At 61.2% G+C, this 18,221-nt stretch carries 12 protein-coding genes; 2 read left to right on the top strand and 10 right to left on the bottom strand.

Annotated elements, in window-relative coordinates; genetic code table 11:
• A partial coding sequence (locus HWX00_RS36265) for an SOS response-associated peptidase family protein (protein WP_175868194.1) occupies positions 1-706 on the top strand: 706 nt, incomplete at its 5' end.
• 201 nt (positions 707-907) lie between these two features.
• Here HWX00_RS36265 and HWX00_RS36270 read toward each other — a convergent pair.
• The 10 genes from HWX00_RS36270 to HWX00_RS36315 form a co-directional block, all read right to left on the bottom strand.
• Positions 908-1,945, bottom strand: coding sequence for a hypothetical protein (locus tag HWX00_RS36270; protein ID WP_175029239.1), 1,038 nt, complete (start codon positions 1,943-1,945; stop codon positions 908-910).
• Positions 1,942-2,331 carry a hypothetical protein gene (locus HWX00_RS36275; protein WP_175029238.1) on the bottom strand — a complete coding sequence of 130 codons (390 nt, stop codon included), beginning with the start codon at positions 2,329-2,331 and terminating at the stop codon, positions 1,942-1,944. Before HWX00_RS36275 ends, HWX00_RS36270 begins: the two co-directional genes overlap by 4 nt.
• An 82-nt stretch (positions 2,332-2,413) precedes the next feature.
• Positions 2,414-3,208, bottom strand: coding sequence for a peptidylprolyl isomerase (locus HWX00_RS36280; protein WP_226194371.1), 795 nt, complete (start codon positions 3,206-3,208; stop codon positions 2,414-2,416).
• 54 nt (positions 3,209-3,262) lie between these two features.
• The gene (locus tag HWX00_RS36285) at positions 3,263-5,062 is read right to left on the bottom strand and encodes a ShlB/FhaC/HecB family hemolysin secretion/activation protein (protein WP_404823881.1); all 1,800 of its coding nucleotides are present in this window, start codon (positions 5,060-5,062) and stop codon (positions 3,263-3,265) included.
• Positions 5,059-5,199 carry a hypothetical protein gene (locus HWX00_RS36290; protein WP_175029236.1) on the bottom strand — a complete coding sequence of 47 codons (141 nt, stop codon included), beginning with the start codon at positions 5,197-5,199 and terminating at the stop codon, positions 5,059-5,061. Before HWX00_RS36290 ends, HWX00_RS36285 begins: the two co-directional genes overlap by 4 nt.
• 2 nt (positions 5,200-5,201) lie before the next feature.
• Positions 5,202-7,244 carry a two-partner secretion domain-containing protein gene (locus HWX00_RS36295; RefSeq protein ID WP_175029235.1) on the bottom strand — a complete coding sequence of 681 codons (2,043 nt, stop codon included), beginning with the start codon at positions 7,242-7,244 and terminating at the stop codon, positions 5,202-5,204.
• 274 nt (positions 7,245-7,518) lie between these two features.
• A complete protein-coding gene (locus tag HWX00_RS36300) occupies positions 7,519-7,806 on the bottom strand; it encodes a hypothetical protein (protein ID WP_175029234.1) in 288 nt (95 codons plus the stop codon).
• A gap of 148 nt (positions 7,807-7,954) precedes the next feature.
• The gene (locus tag HWX00_RS36305; protein WP_175029233.1) at positions 7,955-8,320 is read right to left on the bottom strand and encodes a hypothetical protein; all 366 of its coding nucleotides are present in this window, start codon (positions 8,318-8,320) and stop codon (positions 7,955-7,957) included.
• A 448-nt stretch (positions 8,321-8,768) separates the two neighbouring features.
• Complete coding sequence (locus HWX00_RS36310) at positions 8,769-9,002, bottom strand: hypothetical protein (RefSeq protein WP_175029232.1); 234 nt, start codon at positions 9,000-9,002, stop codon at positions 8,769-8,771.
• Positions 9,002-17,419 carry a two-partner secretion domain-containing protein gene (locus HWX00_RS36315; RefSeq protein ID WP_226194366.1) on the bottom strand — a complete coding sequence of 2,806 codons (8,418 nt, stop codon included), beginning with the start codon at positions 17,417-17,419 and terminating at the stop codon, positions 9,002-9,004. Before HWX00_RS36315 ends, HWX00_RS36310 begins: the two co-directional genes overlap by 1 nt.
• A 221-nt stretch (positions 17,420-17,640) precedes the next feature.
• On the opposite strand from HWX00_RS36315, the gene HWX00_RS36320 reads away from it, so the two are divergent.
• Positions 17,641-17,892 carry a hypothetical protein gene (locus HWX00_RS36320; RefSeq protein ID WP_175029231.1) on the top strand — a complete coding sequence of 84 codons (252 nt, stop codon included), beginning with the start codon at positions 17,641-17,643 and terminating at the stop codon, positions 17,890-17,892.
• Positions 17,893-18,221: the final 329 nt, after the last annotated feature.

The following is an 18,221-nucleotide window of genomic DNA, read 5'->3' on the forward strand; positions in this document are numbered from 1 at the left end:
TATCGTGGACACGACTGGTCATTCGTGTCCTTCACAGGACATCATGGCACTCGTCACCGAGCGTTCACAGACGGTACTGGTCTCGTGCTTACAGGACGTCCGGATCGCCGCCGACAAGATCGCCGCCGCGACGCGCGGGCTCGACGATCTGCATCGGCGCGACCTGCAGGAAGGCGATTCGCGGATCTTCCCCGGCTGGTATGCGCCCGTGCTGTTCGAACTCGCCGGCAAGCGCTTGGTCGTGCCCATGCGATATCGCTGTCGGATACCGGGCTGGACCGAGGCGGACGAAAAGCAAAAGCCTGGTTGTTACAACGCAAGAAAAACGAGCCTTTCTTCGGTTTGGCGTCATGTGTTCGGTTATACGCACGGCATCGTGCTCGCCGACACGTTTTTCGAGCACGTCGACCGAGATGGGAAGGACGTCGTACTGCGTTTCGATCCAACACCATCACAGCAGATGCAGCTCGCGTGCTTGTGGACGCGCACCGAGATTCCCTGTGCCGATGACCTCTGGTCGTTTGCGGCGATCACCGACGATCCGCCGCCCGAAGTCGCGGCCGCAGGGCACGACCGATGCGTGATTCCGCTGAAATCCTCGAATGTCGACGCGTGGCTGGCGCCGGATCCGAACCGGCGTGCGCAGTTACGCGAGATCCTGGCCGACCACGAGCGGCCGTACTACGAGCATCAACTGGCCGCATAATTTGGCTGCAGATTGAGTGTGCGACGATGTTGTCGCGCATTTCGTACGGTGTTTTGACCAGCACACCGCTAACCGACGTCGATTTCCGGAAACACGAATGTGGTGACCCATCCGGTACAAGCCGATCCTGGGCAGGCCACTGTCACCAAACTGCAGCGCTGTACCTATGACGCCCGTGTATGGGCGTAGCCGCCGGCTGCGTTAGATCGGCAGCTTGCCCGTCGCCTCGTAGCGCTTGCGTTTCCAGCTGTTTTTCGCACGCACGCGATCAAGGATCGCGCACTGAGGGCACCATTTCCCCGCGCGCAGGTTCACCGGCCGCGACTCCCACACGTGGCCGCGGTGGCACTGCCAGGTCAACCTGACGCCCTTGCCGTGATACTCGGTCGACAGGCATAACCCGCCGCGCGTTGCGGCCAGCGCCTGCATGTCTTCGATCGAGTTGCGCAGTTTCAGATTCGCGCACTGCCGGCACCAGTGTCCGAGCCAGATCCGACTGGCCACCGCCTGCCATTCGTGACCGGCCGCGCAACGAAACCGATATTTCTCGGTCGAGCCGCGGTACTCGGCCGCCAGGCACTGGCCGCCCTGCTCCCACGCCGCGTCCTGCAAGCGCTTGAGCCCATTGGGATCGACGGTTTGACAAGCAGCGTTCGCTCGCTTCGCGCAAAGGCCGCACCAACGTCCGCGCAGAACCTCGTGCCCCTCGGCTTCCCACCGATGCCCTTGCACGCATTCGAATAGATACTTGCGTCGGCCAATCGTGTAGTCGGTCGCCAGGCACCGGCCGCCCTTCGCTTTAGCCGCGGCGTGCAGTCGCTCCAATCCGTCCGCGTGGCGTTTTTGCTCGGCTCGCTCGGCTTTCGCGCACACCGGACACCAACTGCCTTCGGCGATTTTGCGGCCGTACGCCTCCCACTCGTGCCCGTCGGCACACCGTAACCGGTAACGCGCCTGCAAGCCGGTGAAGACGCCCTCGACGAGTTCTCCGCCCCGTGCATTGACGGTGGCGAACCAGCGCTCGCGAAGATCCTCCGCTTCGCACTCGGCGCACCGCGGTGCGGATTGTCGGTACAACATCGTCGTCGCAATGCGCTCGAAGGCGTGTACGCGCGCACACACGAACGGGTAGCGTGCGTTGCTGTCGATCCACGTTTCGGACAGGCACCGCCATCCATAAGCGCTCGCGCACTGGTGCAGCTTGCACAGCATCGGATCCAGTTCGCCGGCGTCGTTCACGACCATACCTCCTGCAGTTTGCTGCCCGGAATCGGCGAAAGATTGGGTGACTGCGCGAAGCGATTGAGCTTGTCCCACGCCTCCAGGTAGCGATATTTGGGAACGCTGCCGACGATCGCGTCCGAGCGCAGCAGCATGCGCTGCACGGCGTCCAGCGCAACATCTGGCACTTGCCACGCTTGCCCATTGCCGGCCGCCTCGATGCACCGCTGCAGCGCAGCTTCGACTTCGAGGAAAAGCGCATGGTCCGCCGCGGACAGATCGGGCTCCACCACGAAGTAGGCCAGATACAGCACCCGCAGCAAGGCGATCATCGTCTCGGCCGTCCCGTGTCCTGTCCTCATCGTCGCGAGCGTCAGGTGGTTCTCGAGCGAAATATCGCGCACCAGCGACGCTGGTAGAGGCAATAGCTCGGCCTTACTACGCGGTCGGGGGGCCTTGTGCTTTCGAGCCATATGCCGTGAGTCCTTACTGCTGGATGGTCGCGTTCTTCAACAGGCCGCCGACGAACTGCGCGCTCGCTTTCTCCAACGCGAGCGCCTCGAGCTGCTGGCGGATCGTCGCCTGCGCCTGATTGAATCCCGGCACCTGCGTCGGGCGCTTCGCGTCCAGTTTCACAATCGCGCGTGCGCCGTCGACCGGAATCGACTCGGGCGTGATGGCGCCGGCCGGCAGTTTTTCCAGCGCCTGCGCGATCGCCACCGGCAGCCCGGCCGTCTTACCCTCCGCAGCCGGCGTCTTGAAGCTGACCCACGGCAGTTCGCCGCCGGCGTCGCGGCTCGGCGCGACACTGTATTGCCGTGCGAGACCGTCGAACGGTTTGCCCGCCTTCAGCTCGGCCAACACGGTCGCGGCCGTCGCAGCGTCCTTCACAACGATCAGGCGCGGCTTGTATTCATCCTGGCCGAGCGACGCCACGATCTCGTCATAGCGCGCCTTGATCTGCGGGTCCTTGACCGGTTCCGGCTTCACGCTATCGTGCAAATACAGTTGCGTTTCAGCGTTCGCCTTCGCCACCCGCATCGCTGTCTGCACTTCAGGTTTGCTGCCGTAATTCGCCGTCTCCGCGGCCTGCTGGATCAGCACGCGCGCGATCAGCTGATTCTTGATCGCCTGACGCACCTGTGGCGTATCCGGCTGGCGCGATGCGCGCAGTACCGCATCGACTTCCGCCTGCGTGATCGCGGTGCCGTTGACGGTTGCCACGGCGCCGGCCGGCAACGTCGACGAAGCGGCTGTTTGAGCTTGCGCGACGCAGGCGATACCGAGGTAAAGCGCCGATGCGGCGATAAACGGTTTCCAATGCGGAATATTCACTCAGAGACTCCAGTTCAAAGTGCCAAGTACAAGAGTTGCTTTCGAGCCAAGCGCGGCCGGCTGCGTCAGTGCGCGTCCGACCAGCAGCTCGCCCGAGAGCATCTGTTTGTGCCACTGCCATTGCGCCCGCAGCCCGGCGCCGGCGCCCGCCAACGTCGGAAAACCAGGGACCGAGACGAGGCTGGCTTTGCCCGCGTCGACGAACACATACGGTTCGATTCGACCGTCTTTCCATGCCGGCGCGTTCACCCACGCCAGCTCGTTGCGCGAATAGAAACCGCGGTCGCCGGCAATTTCGCCCGAGCGGAAGCCGCGGATCGTGTCCATCCCGCCGAGATACAGCTGCTCGGACCCGAACAGTGCCATGTTCGTGTATTGCCCGCCGAGCACACCGCGATACGCAACCAGCGCGGGATCGACCTTCGGCAGCGGCAGCGTGAACGCGGCCGTCGCGTCTACCTTCGTGAACTGGCTGTGCGCTTCGTCGCGCGTGATGCCGTGCGGGTCGTGATTCGCGCCGAACCATGGCAAGCCCTGCGACAGCCCGCCGTTGATCGTGAAATTCCCCTGCGCGTCGTTCATCACGAACTTGTGCAGCCAGTTGCCGGCCAGCCGCAGCACGGCCACGCGCTGCGGATCGAGGTCGATGCCGTTGACCTCGCGATCGGTCCGTCGCCAAGACACAGTTGCGTCGACGCTCGTGATGTCCGCGACGCTGCGGCTCACCAGATAGTTCCAACCGAAGATGTGCGACAGCGTTCGGCCGTACTCGAGCGCGGTCGTGCCGATCACCTGCTGGTACTCGGAGTCGGAGATCGTATAGCTGAAGGTATGGCGGCCAAACGGCACGGCGAACGAGCCAACGATCGCGTTGCTGTCGAGGCTGTCGAGGAAATTGACGCTGAGCGACTCCTGCAGTCCGAGCAGGTTGTCGGCTTCGACGCCGGCGCGATAGCGCGTCACGCCCGTGGCCGAGCTGCCATAGTTGTCGACGCCCAATGTGTAGTACAGGCGATCGCCCGGCTTGTTGCCGACGTCGATGATCGACTCGCCGGGATTCTGGCCGGGCAGGATCTGCACCGTCGCCTGGTTGCGGCGCAGGCGATTGATCTGCGCGACGCCCTGGTCGACATCGGACAGACGCAGCGGATCGCCGGACGATACCGGAAACGCGTTCTCATAACCGGCGTCCGTGAGCCAGCCGCCGCCCGCCGACGCCTCTCCCGCCTTGAGCCGGTGAATCGGCTTGCCATTGACCGTGAACGCTTCGATGGTGCCGACCTGAATCGTGATCTTCAGCGTGCCCGTTCCGAGATTCTGCGGGCCAAGCAGCGCGCGCGTCGTTACGAGGCCGCGCGCGACGAATACATCCGTGATGCGCTTCAGCAGCACGTTGATACGGTGTGAACCGAGCTCGTGGTTCGCAAACGGCTCGACGATCGTATCGAGCTGCTTGGCGGAGATCCCGCGCGGCGGCTCGAACGGCTTGCCGTCGGGCGCCTGCAACACGATTTGCTTGACCGCAAAGGTCGGCCCCGTTTCGGCAATCGCTTCGACCGGCGTATCTACCGGAATGTCGAGGGTCGTCTCCGGCGTCGGCGCGACGGTGATCGACGCCGGCGGCTGCTCGAGCTGCCGCTGGCGGGCCTGCTCGCGCTGCTGCTCGATGATCAGCTGTGCAGGATCCTGCACGGGGCGACCTGCCGGCGGCGGTGTTTGCGCATGCACCGGCACATGGAATGCAGCGAGGCTTGCGACCAACAGTGGCAGCTCGAGTCGGGGGAATGCGTGTCGTTTCATCGTTGTTGTGCGTGCAGGTGTCCGGGCGCTGATGCGACCACGCCGACGACATTGCTCTTCACCGCGGCCAGGACGACCACGAAAGAGATGAACACGACGACAGCAATCCCGAATCGGTTTTTTGTCCGATAGTCCATCGCTATCTCCACCACCACGTCGTCAGGCCCAAATGCTGGTCGATCTGAACAGGGGTACGCGACGGCGCGCGCACGGTCGTGATGCCGCCGGCCGCCGTGACGCCCTTGCCGCCACTAAACGAACCGCCTTCGATCACGCCGTCGCCGGTCAGCGTCACGCCGCCATTCGCGCTGAAGCCGCCACCGACGTCCATCGCGATGATCTGCGCCCACGTGCTGCCGAAGAACGCCTTGAAGCCTCTGTGCTGGTTGATCGCCGAGTAGCCGGTCACGCCTTGTGCATACGTGATCGGCGCGTCGACCTTGATGTCGCCGTTCGCGAAGACGTAGCCGCCGATGTTGCGCGCGACCGTGCCGGCCTTGATGCCGATGTTGCCGCCTGCCTGGATCGTGCCGCCATACGGCGTGACGTTGCTCGACGCATCCGCGTGGCAGAAGACCCAGCAGCTGCGCGTGTAGCTCGCCTGACCTGTGAAGACCGCCGCGTTGGTGAAGGCGTTTTGCGCAGCGATGTTGACTTCGCTGTCGTTCGATTGAACGATCCCACCGGCATTCGTGAAGTTGCGGCTCGTGATCGTTACCGGGCCGTGCACGGCGGCGATATAGGCGAGCTGGTCGGGATTGCCGACCGTGCCGTAGTCGACGTTGAAACCGCTGGTCGTATGCGTGAAGAACAGGAAGCTGCCGCCGCGGTCGGTATACGCAGTAGGCTGGCCGCCGTTCGTGCCGCCCGTATGGTCGATGATGTTCTGCACATCCCCGGCAGCGGTGAGGCTCACTGCACCATTCGAGAGGATACGGGCGTTGTCGTTGATGATGTTGCCGCCGGCGGTCAGCTTCGTCTGGCCGTTGGCGGCAAACATGATCCCAAGGTTGTTCGCGCTCGAGCGGTTCGTGATGTCGCCTGCGGCCGTGAGGACAACGTCGCCGCCGGTCGTCGTGCCGTCGCTCGCCGTGGTGCCTGCCTGAATCAGGCTGCCGGTGTTGGTGATCGAGCCGCTACTCGTCAGATTGACCGTGTTGCCTGCGCTCAGGGTAGTCGGTCCTGGCGAGTCATCAGACAGCGCGATGTTGCCGGCCTGCACATTCACGTTGTTCGCGGCGGTCACCTGCGCGCCCTGTAACGATATGGTACCGGGCGTCCCCAGCGCGACGTCGCGCTCTGCCTTCAGGGAGCCGTCCGCGATCGCAATGTCGCCATTTGCCATGACGACGACGTCGCCGGCGTTCGCGTAAATCTTGCCGAGGCTGTGCACGCCAGCGCCCTGGTCGGTCACGATCAGCTGCACGCGGCCCGCCGTCAGGCCACCGGCCGCCGTGATATCGACGGCGACGGCGTTGCTTTTTGTGCCGGGCGAGGATGTGCCAATCAGCCAGTCGTGGCCGTTGTCAGACGGGGAGAAACTTGTGTCGAAGGTTGAGGTGCTGTCGCCCACGATCGCACGGATGCCGCTCGTCGAGCTGGTGAAATCGTTGGTCACCGGGCCGTTGATGCTCAGCTGCTTGGCAATCAGGTCCAGGTTGACCAGCGTACCGGATAACCCCCCGGGGCCGATCGTGATTGCGCCGCGGTCGGTCGTAAGCATAACGTTGCGTTGCATGACGCCGGGAGCCAGCGCGATGTCGTTGAAGCTCACCTGCCCCGTCGACAGCACGACGTGGCCCGTGTTCGTGAAGCTGCCGCCATCGACCGTGACGCCGTTCGGATTTGCCAAAATCACGTTTGCGCGCGGGCCGAGCACATTGACGTTGCCCTGAATCAGCGACGGGTTCGTGCTCGTGACCTGGTTGACGATCGTGCGTGCGTTGATGCCGAAGTTGTTCAGGTCGGCGCCGGCTTTCGAGACGTTGAACGACGAGTACGTGTTGTTCGAGACGCCACCGATGGTGGGGGCGATGTTGACAGTTTGACGGCCGGTTACGCCATTTGACACGGAGGTCACAGTACCTCCGTCGGGGACAATTCCGGCTGCCAGAGCTGAGCAAGAAACACCCACCAACACCAATGGCAAGCTACGTTGCAGCGGTAACAAGTTCATCGACATCCAGGCCACCAAGTCGGTATAAATATTGTTTTACGCAATCTAATCGCGTTCATCGACGATGCACAAATCAGATAAAAATACGTCTCAACCACCAGACCAACCACGAAATCTAAATATGGCTCGCCGCCAAATCAAATATGTCCAATCTATTATCAACGCTCGCAGCAGCCTCATAGATTGACTCGGTAGCCGCGTCAAATGCACCAGAATCGACAGCAACACGAAGTGCCGCCACTACTCTCGCCCTCCGAAAATATTTACCCGACTCGACAAGCTACCGCGCACGATCAGAAGGTTCCACCATCTCATCCGCCAATTCTTTTAAGTCGAAATATTTTCCATCGAGTCGATGCATCAATTCATCAAGCTCAACCAACATGCCATTGCGATATACATTTTCACTCCGCAAAAAACCGAGGGATTCTTCTACGATAGGATCAACGGGTCTATTGGCAGTCACGGCATAGTCGCACACCCGATAGCAAACTTCCCGCAATATTTTTTCGTCTGCCTTTTCGAGCTTCGCAAACAGTTCCGGCGCGAGAGTTTGTAAATGTTTCATTTGTTGAACTGCGCGTTTGGATTCATACCTGAGAACCTTCCGAATGCAGTCGAACAGATGACACGGTCCCGTGGCCCATCCGCAGACTTCGGTTGGCCTGCAGAATCAGACGACTTTCACCGCCCAACTCGACCGGGAATTAACGCATTTATTCCCCCACACTCGCCCACTCTGCAACATCATCGATGACACGCTTCATCCATTCCCAGAAATCTACAAATTCACGATGTACCTCGTAACCGCTTCCGGTCCATCCATGAATTAACGCAATCCCTTTGACCGAGTTATCAGCCGCAACGACGAAACAAGCCAGATCGTCGCAATCTTGTCTCTTTGCAAATGCGTACAGCAGTTTGTCGGTTACTCCAGGCCAACGCTCCGACGCCCAGAACTGATCTTCTGGGGGTAGGTAGTGCCACGGTTGAAGTTGAGCGAACGGTTCAAATCCAAAGATCTTTCGATCGATAAGCCATTGATACCCGATTGGTGCAATAGGCGCTGATGACGATGTCATGATCAGCCTCTAGTCTTCCCGGCACATTAGCTTCTCCCGTCTGCGGCAATTATCCCACGCCAATCTCAGTGAGTCTCGGTTCGGACTACCATACTCGTTTACGGTATATCCTTTACAAAAATTCGTCCGGGATATTCGTACGTTGTAGTTCATAATTCCAGTCCGCGAGTTTCTGGCGTGCCTCAAACCACTTCTTCCCGTTCGCAATCCGTTTTTCACGCTTTCTTTTCGCATTGGCCGGTGTGCAATCGTCGTAGCCGAACTCTGTCCCACAGCACGGACATATGTCCCAAGTCGGTGAATTCCATCAACGCCCCACGGTGGGGCGCCCAACCCGAAGCCGCACACCCTGCAGGGATTACTTGGTCTGTGCATTGAAGCGCCCGATCGCAATTGGCGAACCTCACGTGTTGTTGTTACCGAACCCCGTGGAATCACGGCAGGCATCCTATCTGGCTGCGGGCGGTGATGCATTGTCATCCGTCGATACGGCTTTCTGCACTGCGTCGATCCAGTCTTGCCATGCCCCCGGATCTGCAGGGCCATGTCCCTGAGTGATCTCCCACGACAGTGAACTCAACAAACCGCCAATCTCGTCGGATTTCGTTCGCTCATACTCTTGGTCCAAGAAGTAGAACATCGCACGAAACGCTTGCTCGATAGTAAGTTTCTGCTCACTCATTATTTCCATCCCGGTTTAGTCGGCGCCGCGAGCCCCGTCTCGGGGTTATAAGGCAGCGGCGTCTTGTTGACGCCACCGTTCCAAATTTGTCCATTGCGCGTTTGGACCCATACCTGAGAACCATCCGACTGCAGTTGGGCTGACCACACCGTACCGTACTTGTCCGGTCCAAGCGTAGTTGACGGATTGTTCGCAACACTGGTCAACAGCGCTCGATTCTCTGGCGTATCGACGATGTGGCCATCCCGCGTACCGAATATCTTAGTAGCGCGGTTGTCAGTCAGGACGAAATCGCCAGCAAAATTCGAAGCGCCAGCGATTGTGGACGTTTCCTTCTTGATCAAGCTGCCCGCAAGCCCGAGCCCCGCTGCGCCTTCTCCCATCCCTTGGAAATTCGACGTATCCGCCCCGAACTTGGCAATGTACGTCGACATCAACTGCCCAAGGTTGTCTTGCGTTACGTTCGCGTAGGACGGACCGTACGTGTGAAGCGCGTTATCGACGATATTGCGTGCTTGGTCCTCTGCACCTGCGGGAACCTTCCACTGCTCTACATACTGCCCTTGCGCATCCTGATAGAAAGTCGTGCCACGAGCGGCAGTACCAGCTTGCGCATCCGCAAGGCTGTTCCACACCCGCATCCCGTTCGGCCCGCCATTGCCACCGTAAACATTCTCTGCAGCTTTGAGCAAATCATCGGACGTATATTTCCCAGCCAGCGTAGCGTTGCTTGCCCGAGCCTTGTCGATCAGTTGTACAACCTTGTCGACGTGCTGCAGGTCGTTGTTCAGCGCATTGTTTTGCGCCGCCGTCATGCCCGCCTGAACGTTTTGCCCCGCAGCAGCAGCTGCAGCACCGCCAACAGCAGTTGCGAGCCCGCCAACCAATGCTTGCTGAGCATACGGATCGGCACCGCTTTTTGCGGCTGCATAGACCAACAACGGAGCAATCAGCGCACTCGTTGCCGCCCCGACGGCTCCGCCACCGCATCCCTGCCCCAGTGCTGCACCCGCTGCACAGCCGAGCGCAGCGTGCTCGAGCACGTTTTGAGCTGTATAAGGGTTCGTCGTGTCGCCGATTCCGTATGCAACGGCTGCAGCCAGATCAGAAACGGCACTGTTCTTCAGGTTCGTCAGGAAGCTACCGCCCTGGATCGCCGTTTGCACCCCCGCTTGAATCGTCGCCTCGGCACCCAGCGCGAGCGCGGTTTGCCCAAGCGATGTTGCCGTCGACGCACCGGCCTGCGGAACAATGGCGCCGCCGAGATTCTTCACGCCCGCGAGCGCTGAGAGGCTGTTGTTGCCGATCGGCGCACCAAGGCCCGCCCAGCCCACACCCGCGTCCGGCGAGTAGGTAATCCCGTTCGTCAGGCCTGCGGTGATCGCGCCCGTCACTCCGCCCTCGAGCGCCGCGGTCAGACTGAACTGGCCGGTACTCGCCTGCGAAATGGCGCTCGCACTGAAGCCACCGACACCCGCCGAGATCATCGAGCCGCCGACCGTCGTCGCCATCACGCCCGGCATCAGCGCACTCGCCGCGCCCGCCGTTATGAATGACGCGACCACGGCCGTCACCGCCATCCCGATCTGCTCAAACAGGCCCGGACTATCCGCCAGCGATTTGAAGCTCGTGTGCAGGTTGTCGCTGACGGTGCTCTGCGTGAAATTCCCGCCGAGTTGGTTCTTCAGGGCCGCAAGCTGATTCGCCGTCGCGCTCGCATCAACCTGTCCGTTCGGATCGAGCTTTTGCAGTGCACCGCCCACCTGATTCAGGCGGTCGACGTTGAGGTTGTAGTTGGCGGCCGACATGAAGCCGCCCTGCTGCGTCACCGTTCCAGTCGTCGTCAGCAGCCCCATCACGTCCGGCATGTACGTGTAGATCGTGCCGACGTCGGTAGAGCGCTGTTGATTGGTCACCGTCCCGGCGTCGATCGACAACGTGCCGGTCGCGGTGATGGTGCCCGTGTTCGTAATCGAACCCTTGTTCGTCGCGACGAGCGACACGTCCTGACCACTGATCGTGCCGTCATGCTGGACCACCGCGTAGTTCTGCGGCAGATACACCTGCGGCATCAGCGCAGTCACGGTCGGGCAGCTCGCCACGCCCGTTGCCGTGCAGCCCGGCTCCGGAACAGTTTCCTCGACGTACCAGAGCATCGGTGCATCGAGCGATGCAATCTGCTGCGCCGAAAGCGCGGTCCCGAGTGCGATGTTGTTCGCCTTCGCATACGCGATCGCATTACCGTACAGCACGGATTTTTCCTGATCCGTGACCGACTTTTGATTCTGGTTGTCGTACTTCAACCCGTCGACGAAGCTCGCCGTGCCCGTCTGCGCGAGCGCGGCCTGCTGGAGCAACTGGTTTTCGCTGAATGGATCGTAGTAGAACAGCGTCGAGTCCGGCCGGAGATTCGCCGGCAAGTTCGCGATCAGGTCAGACGGGCCGACACCACCGATCACTTGCGATGCCGGGTTGTTGATCAGATAGGTCGGGTTCGAATTCGCCGTCGCAATGGTTTGGACGGTGCTGCCCTGCGGCGTGTTAGCCGATGGCACTGCCGGATTACGCGGCGTGCCGACCGTTTGGGAAGTAATCGCCGTGGACTGGCCACCCGACACCGCGCCGGCCACAACCGACGATTGAATCAGCGAGTTCGCAACTGCGCTTGCGCCATTTTGAGCGGTGCTCGCACTTGCCGGCACACCCACCGGACCAAGCGGGATCACTTGCTGCGACGCGGTCGGCTGCGGCGTATAGACGTTGGGCGACGTAAGGCCGTTCACGAGCGTCGCCCCGGTCACGGAGACTTGTTGCCCCATCACGTTGCCGGAGTTCTGCACGGTACCGCCTGCCGTCACCGTCAGCGACGGCGCCTGAATCGTGCCGGGCAGGCTCTTGTACGGCGTCGGCGGCTGAATCCCTGCGCCGGCCTGGTATGCACTGCCGAACAGCGTGGAGCACGTACCCGAGCTCCGGCATCCAAAGTTATCCGGCGGCGGCGAACCGCCGACGATACCGCCATAGAAGCCGTCATGCCAGTACGCGTTCAGCGTCTGGTCCTGGTTCGTGACCGTCGATGTCGCGGTGACCGTCGCCTGGCCACCGGCCGTGATCAAGCTGCCCGTATTCGTGACGCTGCCCGCACCGATAAACAGATTTCGGTTAGCGGAGATGGTCGACGCATCGCCCGACTGCATGTCGACGAAGGCATCGCAGTAGTGTTGAAACGCGCCGCTACAACCGTAGCGTGCGGTCGTGCCGTAGTTCTGATAGACCTGTTGCGGTGCTGCCGGCGTATTCGTCAGCGACGCAGTGCTCATCGCGATGTCGCGACCGGCCTGAATGTTCCCCGAGGAATTCGTGACGCTGGCGCCCTGCGTGAGCGTGGTTTGCGGGTTGGTCGGATCCGTGTTGTCTCGGCTCGTGCCCGCTCCGCCGATCACCACGTCGCGACCGGCCAGCAAATTGCCGTAGTTGTTCGAAACCGTCGGCGCAGCAATGGTCAGATCGCGACCGGCAAAGACGGTGTTGTTGGTCTGCGTGTAGCTGTACGACTGCGTTGAAATCTGGTCGCCGTAGATCCCGATCGAATCATTGTTCGGGCCATACGAGAAGCCGACTGTCGACTGACTGTGATAAGTCAGCAGCATGAACGGCATGGCGTCGGTAAACGCCTGCCCTGGCCGGTTGTAACCAAAGCTCGATGGGAATGCTTGTGTGATGTACTTGTTGCCACATTGGGAGTCGGCGACGCCCGCAGCACAGCCTACCGTCGACGTGAGATTGCTGGTGTGATAGCCCTGATTCGTGAACGCATTGGCGTGGATCGTCAGATCCTGGCCAGCGTACAGGTTGCCCGCGTTCGTCAGGCTGGAACCCGTCCCGTTCAGGTTGAGGTTATTGCCGGCGACAATCTGGCCGGCATCCTGGCTCGTATAGGACGTGATCGTCGACGTCTGCAAGGCAGGCGCGCTAACCTGACCCGGCGTGATATTCGCCGTGGCTGTGAAAGTTCCACCCGGCAGTACGACGAGATTGCCCGCCGCATACGCATTCTTCAACTGCGTCAGGAACGCCGTGTAGGATGCCGCATCGATGCTGTCAGTGATCGTCGTCACCTTCGCATCACCACCGTTGTCCAGCGCCGCCACGTTCAACGTCGCATTATGGCCGGCCGAAATCGTGCTGCCATGATTGTTCAGCGTGCCGGTGCTGATCGCTAGATCGTTACCGGCGGCAATCACGCCGGCCGCACCGCTGGCTTGCGTCGTGGTCGTGGTCCGCGTCACGGTCGGCAGTGCGACGCCATACAGCGTGCCGCCGCTAATGTCCGGCGCGCTCATCGACGTCGCGCTCGCCGGTTGAAGGTCGCCAACACGTGCAGTGATCGTCGCCGAGTCGGTCGACACCAATCCGCTTGTGACGTTCTCGTACGTCACGCTGAGCGTTTCGGTTCCCATCGGCGACGCAAGCAACTCACGCCCCAGGCCCGCCGTGTTGATATCGGTCGTGCTCGTCGTGGTGCTAGTCGCGTTACCGCCGGCGCGACTGTTGTTGACGTTGGCCGCGTTGATCGTGACGTTGTTCTGGGCGGAAATTGTGCCGCCAACGTTTACCAGGTCACCGGACAATGACGCATTAAGGTCGCGGCCGGCCTTCGTCAATGCACCGGTGTTGTCGTAGCTGCTCCCCGACAAATTGACGTCGCGTACGGCGCTAACCGTTCCTGCATTCGTCACGACACCGGCGAGGTTCACGTCCTGGTTCGCGCTGATCGTACCGCCGGACTGATTGACGACCGTGCCCGACAGGTTCACGTTGTTGCCCGACGAGATCGTCCCGCTGTTGCTGAACGTACCATTCGTAGACAGCGTAATGTCACCTGCCTTGCTTATCGTCCCGGTGTTCGTCATGCCCTGCGCAGCATTCAACGCAACGCTGTTGCCCGGCATCGCCCACGTGCCCGAGTTATTGATCTGCTGCGCGTTGATCGTCAGCGCGTTGCCGATATTGATCGTGCCGGCGGACGCGGCCGACGGATCGAATGCCTGATTCGGCAGGTTCAGCGTCAGGTCATGCTGGGCAAGAATTTGCCCGGCCGTATTGTCGTACGTCCCATTTCCGCCGTTTACCGTGACGGTCACGTCGCCCGTCGGCGCGGTCTTGTTGTTGACGTCGCCCGCAAAAATGAGGCCGTTGCGATTGCTCAGCGCGTTCGTTGTCAGATTGAGCGCATTCGTCGCGAGCAGTGACCCGGAGTTCGTCGTCGTGCCCGACACCGTCACTCCGGTCGTGGCGCCGTAGATCGAGCCGCTGTTTGTCAGGTTCGCTGCGTTCACGGTGCTCGTCGCAAGCGACGACAATGTACCCGTGTTGCTGACGTTGGATCCGGAGACGGTCAGGTTGCTGCCCGACAGCTGCGTACCAACGTTTGTGACCGTCCCGCCGGCTAGCGTTGCGCCGCCCTTGAACGCGGCCGTGCCGCCTGTCGTGACGCTCTGCGTCCCCGTGATCGCCGTCGTGCCGCCGACCACGGCGTTTGCGGTGGTGACGTTCGCACCCGACAGCGTTGCGTTACCGCCGACCGACAGTGCCGGCGCGTTCGCATCGAACGGGGCGTTGAGTTGCCCGGCTGACGTATCTAGGTTGTTGCTCGCGTTCACCGTCAGATTGCCCCCGACCGCGACGCCCTGCGTCGTGATGTTCGTCGCGGTGAGCGATGCGTCCTTCGACACGGTCGTTTGGCCGTTCAGCGTCATGCTCTGACCAGCGCTCAGCGTTGCGTTGCCTCCCGTCGCTACTGGGCCTCCGGCAGTCAGGCTTCCGCTTTTCGCCGTCACGGCAAGGTCGCCGAAACTCTTGAGGCTTCCTTGGGCGTTCACGTCCGTGCCGGCCGAGATGGTGGTCGTGCCGCCCGACAATGCATTGCCGGTCAGCGTCGCGCTGCCGTTGGTCGCAATCAGCGCGCTGTTGCCAACGGCCGTGGCACCGCCGACAGCGAGATTCTGCCCGGCCGTTGCGATCAGATTGTTGCCGGTCTGGATTGCGCCAGACACGGCGATGTTATTGCCGGCGTTAAGCGTCGTGTCGTTCGCCACATTCATGGCACCCGAGCCGGTGATATCGCGACCTGCTGTGACGGTCGCGTTACCGGCGTTATCGACTTCGACGCCACCGTTCAGGTTCACGTCGCGCGTCGCGGCGATCGCCGCGGTCTGGCCGCTGTGCAGCGTTCCCGCAACCGTCGCATCCTGCCTGGCATTGATGCTGATCGTGCCAGGAGTCGATACCGCGCCGGCCACGGCGACGTTACCTGCCGTCGAACCGATCTGTGCGTTGCCGCCGCTGTAGACGGTGCCGCCCAGGCTCACACCCTGCTGGCCCGTCGCATTGAGCGTACCGAGCGACACTACGTCGCCGGCGGTCGTCAGTGAGCCACTGTTGGCCGCCAACGTCATATTGCCGATCGACGCGGCCGTTCCTTGCACGTTCGTGTTGCGGCCTGACATCACGCTCAGCGAGCCGCCGCTCGTCACGTTGCCACCAACGGTCGTGTCCTGGCCGGCCCGGATCGTGACCGCGCCCGGCGCGGATACCGTCCCTCCGAAGCTCGCGCTTGTGCCCGCCGTTGCATTGATCGTGCTGCCGCTTTGGACCGCGCCAGTCAGCCCGATCGCCTGCCCCGCATTCAAGTTCACCGCGCCCTGCGACGACGTGACGTTTCCTTGGCCCGTGAGCGAGCCGGCTTGCGCCGTGATCGTTTCCGGTCCCTGCGCCTGCACTGTGCCGCCAATTGCAGCACCCTGCCCTGCCGTCACGGAGAGCGCCCCATTCGACAGCGCGTTGCCGTTCACGGTCGCCGAGCCAGTCTGCGCGGTGATCGTGGTATCGCCCACGCCCGACACCTGGCCATTCACGATCGCGTTACGTGCGCCCGCGAGTGCGACCGTGCTGCCGCCCTCCACTGCGCCATTGACGGTCAAATCCCGCCCGGCCTTGGCTGATACCGTACCCGGCGCATTCAGCCCACCGACCGTCAGATCGCCGTTCGTTGTCTGCAATGCGATATCGTGCGCCGACAGCGAACCGATCGTCATCGACTGGCCAGCCGTGAGGTTCGCCGCTCCGTTCGCCGCAACCGATGCGGCGTTCAAATTACCGCCCGCCGTCATCGACACGTTTTGCCCGGCCGACACTGAACCCGGTGCGCTGATGTCACCGTTCGACGTTACCGTATAGTTCTGGTTCGCGAGCCCGGTACCGCTGATGCTCGTGTTGCCAACGCTGCTCAGATTAACGTTCTGATTGGCAAACGTTTGTCCGACCGACACGTCGCCGTTGGACTGGACCACTACATTGCCGGCCGTTGCAGATAATGGTCCTTGTGTGTTCACGCCCATACCGGCCGCCGTCGACACGATATAGACGGTCCCTGACGTCACCGAGCCGTACTGGCTCGCATCCACCGCGATCGCTCTACCGATTGCGGCCCCCGTATTGGCCGCGCCGTTAGCGGCGGTGCCGTAGGTGATGCCGGTCGCGTCCGATGCAGTCGGCGTGACGAGTTGATTGCCGGTGACTACGTTGACACGCTGATTGGCTCTCAGAGGAGCATTGATCGTGACACTTTGACCCACCACATCAAGGTTGCCGACTGTACCCTCCACCCCGGCTCCCGGCGTCCCGTCATTGCCTACCGGCCCATTGATCGAAATATTGCCCGAGCGAACGTCGTATGCGACGGCACCTGCGTGCGTAAAATCGGTTGGCGTACCGCCGACGCCCGTGAGAAACTGCGGCGTACCGGTCGTCAGTGTCAAATTCGTCACGTTCGTGACGCTCAGTCCATTGACGCTAACGCCATTCGGAGAAGCCACGACTACAGCCGCAGGTGACCCGAAGACCTCCAACGGGCCATACAATGAAGCCGCTGGTCCCGTCGCAGTGACCTGGTTGATAATCAGCGAGGCTGACCGGCCGTTCAAGTTCGGATTCGCGCCCAGCGTCCCGCCGAGCAAAGGCGTCCCTGCGACGGTGCTGTTATTCAGCACTAGCCCTTGCGAATCGACTCCAAACGATTGATATTGATTCAAACTCACGCCATTCGAATTCGGCGTGGCGATATTCACCGCAGGTACGCCTGAGCTTGTCTGCGTGATGGTTGGCTGGAACGGAATCGGCGCGCGCGGATCGACGATCGGTGCCGCATGCGCGACTTCGTCGGCTAGAAATACGGCAGGTGCAAAGTAGGTGACGGCGACCATCACGATAGCCGTGACGCGCATCCATAGCGGTCGCCCTGCGCTATCCGTATGGGACAGCGCGGTAAGGCGGTAATTCATCCAGCCTTGCTGACGCGCTATATCGCGCAGGACGTGGCGCGCGGCCAGCGTCCGTCGTAGGGTCTCTACTGGCATTTTTCTTCTGGATTCGCGTTCTTGAAATCATCATGTAAGGCAATCCGGATTTTCGGAAGATCGCCGAAGGAGAGCTTTGTCTCGAAGTTAGCATGACGAATTGTGGCACGATAGTATCCTGACGAGATTTGACGATTGTTGATTAATTTAAAAACCAATAAATGCATCTATTTTATTGCCGCATTAAATAGCTTTTATTTTTAATTGGAATTTATAAATCCGTGAGTATCACGGCAATCAAACGCATTTCTTACAAAAAAAAGATGTGTTCCTACCGCTGCATCGTGCCGATCAAGTCATCCAACATTGAGGTGTGTTTCGCACTAGATCCAAGTCAGCACGTGCAGCTGCGCGAGATCCTCGCCGACCGCGAGCGGCCGTTGACCCGAGAGAGCAAACCCATCGACGATGTCGCCTCGCGCTACGGTTTGCCGCCAAGGAGTTTGCGCAGGATCCTGGACCGGTCAACTTGACAGTGCCTCTTCCCTATTCATGAGCCTTGGCCTGCCTGTCGCCTCGTCAGTATCGCAAATGCCCTGCCCCCTGACGGCAAGATCGGAATAAAAAGTGTGCGGCAGGTCCTGCGCCGCACAAAACCCGGACGAGAGAGGGATCGTCCGAGGGCCAGAAACCAGCCCAGGCGCTTGCATGCGGCAGGCACGCGTGGCTTCGATCTAACACCTGACTCTTCCGCGTATACGCCAGCATGTTCACGCAGTTCTCGATGCAGCTTGCGTCGACGCTCACTCATTCCCCCAACCGCCGAGCACCAGGGTCATCGCACGGTCGATCGCATCGTCCC

It is taken from the genome of Burkholderia seminalis DSM 23518 (genome assembly GCF_902832885.1).
Taxonomy (GTDB): domain Bacteria; phylum Pseudomonadota; class Gammaproteobacteria; order Burkholderiales; family Burkholderiaceae; genus Burkholderia; species Burkholderia seminalis.

Excerpts from the sequence above, each read along its gene's own strand:
- HWX00_RS36285 (WP_404823881.1), bottom strand. The coding sequence starts at position 5,062 with ATGAAACGACACGCATTCCCCCGACTCGAGCTGCCACTGTTGGTCGCA.
- HWX00_RS36290 (WP_175029236.1), bottom strand. The coding sequence starts at position 5,199 with ATGGACTATCGGACAAAAAACCGATTCGGGATTGCTGTCGTCGTGTTC.
- HWX00_RS36295 (WP_175029235.1), bottom strand. The coding sequence starts at position 7,244 with ATGTCGATGAACTTGTTACCGCTGCAACGTAGCTTGCCATTGGTGTTG.
- HWX00_RS36300 (WP_175029234.1), bottom strand. The coding sequence starts at position 7,806 with ATGAAACATTTACAAACTCTCGCGCCGGAACTGTTTGCGAAGCTCGAA.
- HWX00_RS36305 (WP_175029233.1), bottom strand. The coding sequence starts at position 8,320 with ATGACATCGTCATCAGCGCCTATTGCACCAATCGGGTATCAATGGCTT.
- HWX00_RS36310 (WP_175029232.1), bottom strand. The coding sequence starts at position 9,002 with ATGAGTGAGCAGAAACTTACTATCGAGCAAGCGTTTCGTGCGATGTTC.
- HWX00_RS36315 (WP_226194366.1), bottom strand. The coding sequence starts at position 17,419 with ATGCCAGTAGAGACCCTACGACGGACGCTGGCCGCGCGCCACGTCCTG.